Source organism: Moorena sp. SIO4A1, assembly GCF_010672065.1.
GTDB lineage: Bacteria > Cyanobacteriota > Cyanobacteriia > Cyanobacteriales > Coleofasciculaceae > Moorena.
Genome location: NZ_JAAHHX010000573.1, coordinates 1 through 1,642 on the forward strand (window position 1 = coordinate 1; position 1,642 = coordinate 1,642).

3 protein-coding genes are annotated in these 1,642 nt (G+C 43.4%); 2 read left to right on the plus strand and 1 reads right to left on the minus strand.

Features of this window, described 5'->3' with window-relative positions; translation table 11 throughout:
- Window positions 1-759, plus strand: a 759-nt coding sequence (locus tag F6K53_RS40765) for a ribonuclease HI family protein (RefSeq protein WP_293085911.1), incomplete at its 5' end; no start/stop codon positions are given.
- A gap of 43 nt (window positions 760-802) precedes the next feature.
- Here the strand turns inward: F6K53_RS40765 and F6K53_RS40770 are convergent.
- Window positions 803-940, minus strand: a complete 138-nt coding sequence (locus F6K53_RS40770) for a hypothetical protein (RefSeq protein ID WP_158069896.1) — start codon at window positions 938-940, stop codon at window positions 803-805.
- A 385-nt stretch (window positions 941-1,325) separates the two neighbouring features.
- On the opposite strand from F6K53_RS40770, the gene F6K53_RS40775 reads away from it, so the two are divergent.
- On the plus strand, window positions 1,326-1,642 hold a 317-nt coding region (locus tag F6K53_RS40775), incomplete at its 3' end, for a late competence development ComFB family protein (protein ID WP_293085914.1).

The window sequence follows — 1,642 nt, forward strand, 5'->3', positions numbered from 1 at the left end:
GTTAGTCAATTTTTCCCTCATGCTACCAACAATCAGGCCGAATATACTGGAGCCATTCTTGGCTTGGAGAAAGCCTTGGAAATCGGTGCTGGGCAGGTAGTCCTAAAAGGAGATTCTCAACTGGTTATCAATCAGCTTAAAGGTACCTGGAGAGTTAAAACACCCCACTTACGACCGTTATGGACAAAGGCTAAGTCACTGCTGAATCAGTTTGACTCTGTTCAATTGGAGTGGATTCCCCGAGCACAGAATTCAGAAGCCGATGCCGCTGCGAATCAGGCTATGGATCAACGCCAAGGGGTTAACGCTGTCAGAAAGAACCCAACTGGGTTGCCCAAGGCTAAACCTGCTGTACCAAAACTGGCTAACCAGTCCTCTGAGTTGCCCAAGGCTAAACCTTCTTTAGCAAAACTGGCTGAGCAGTTCTCTGAGTTGCCCAAGGTTCAACCTCTACCAAAACTGGCTAACCAGATCTATGAGCTGATTGCGATGGGAACAAAGGCTGGATTTAAAGATTTCTTAAACTTGAAAAGTGGTCGGGATGAGTTGACTAGCAAGCGATTCCCCACCCTAAAGGAAATGGTACCTAGTGCTGTTCAAAATGCGATCGCATCGGCTATGGCTGAAGCCGATGAATCTACCTTAGCCAAGGTATACCGCTGGTATCTCAGAGGATTACCCGCAGACTTAGCAATTAGAAAAGTCCAGGTCGATTTAGAAGTATCTGAAAAGATTATCCAGCGTCGTCAAAAAAAATAACCAAACCCTTTAATTATAACACATAATTATCGCTCTAGCAATCCTAGGTAATTTGTAATAAGTAAAAACTCTGATCAAGACCTGAGTACTTAGTAATTAGTACTAGATTTATACAAAATGCGACTGGTTCACCATTGGGATTGCGATCGCAACCATGGCTTTTGCCTGTGATATATATCATAGGCGGAAACAAAAAGATGAGTTATTATTGTGAGTACCAGATTCCCCTGGCCAGGTGTGGGGTTAAGCTCAAATCTAAAAAAATACTAAAGAGCTATTGTTTAGAGTTCCTGAGAGGATACATAACAGCTATCTAAAAGAGCTTCACTACAGTAGTAGAAGCTCAGAGCTAATCCAACAGGAGTTCAAAAAAGGGGTTACTAAGAAATGGTAACCCCAATTAGGGTATTTGACGAGCTGGTTCTTGCGTAGGTAAAACAAAATGTCTTTCACCTTGCCATCTTTGATCTTGCCACTCGTCAAGGATTTTTTATTTATTGCAATATCTAACTGGTTAAGTCATGGAAGCACATCGATTACATCAAGCAATAACATATCAAAATGTCATGGAAATCTTAGTGACTCAGGAAGTAGAGCGTCAAAAGTCTCGACTTTCTCCAAAGCTAGCTAAGTATATCAACCAGGTAGAAGTGGCTACCTACGCCCTCAATCGTTTACCACCGCTGTATGCTTCCAGTGAAGAGGGGAGGCGTCAGCAGCAGTTAAAGGGTAACAAAAAACTAAGGCAGCAGATTACCACTACTGTGCGTCAAGCCTTTGCTGCCGTGCAACGAGACCCGATCAGGGTTTGTACACCGATCAGACCAGAAGAAGAAACCGAATCTCTAGCCGCTAAACTGGCTCTGCAAGGAATCCGGGAATT

Coding starts and splice junctions, on each gene's coding strand:
- F6K53_RS40770 (WP_158069896.1), bottom strand. CDS start 940: ATGATATATATCACAGGCAAAAGCCATGGTTGCGATCGCAATCCCAAT.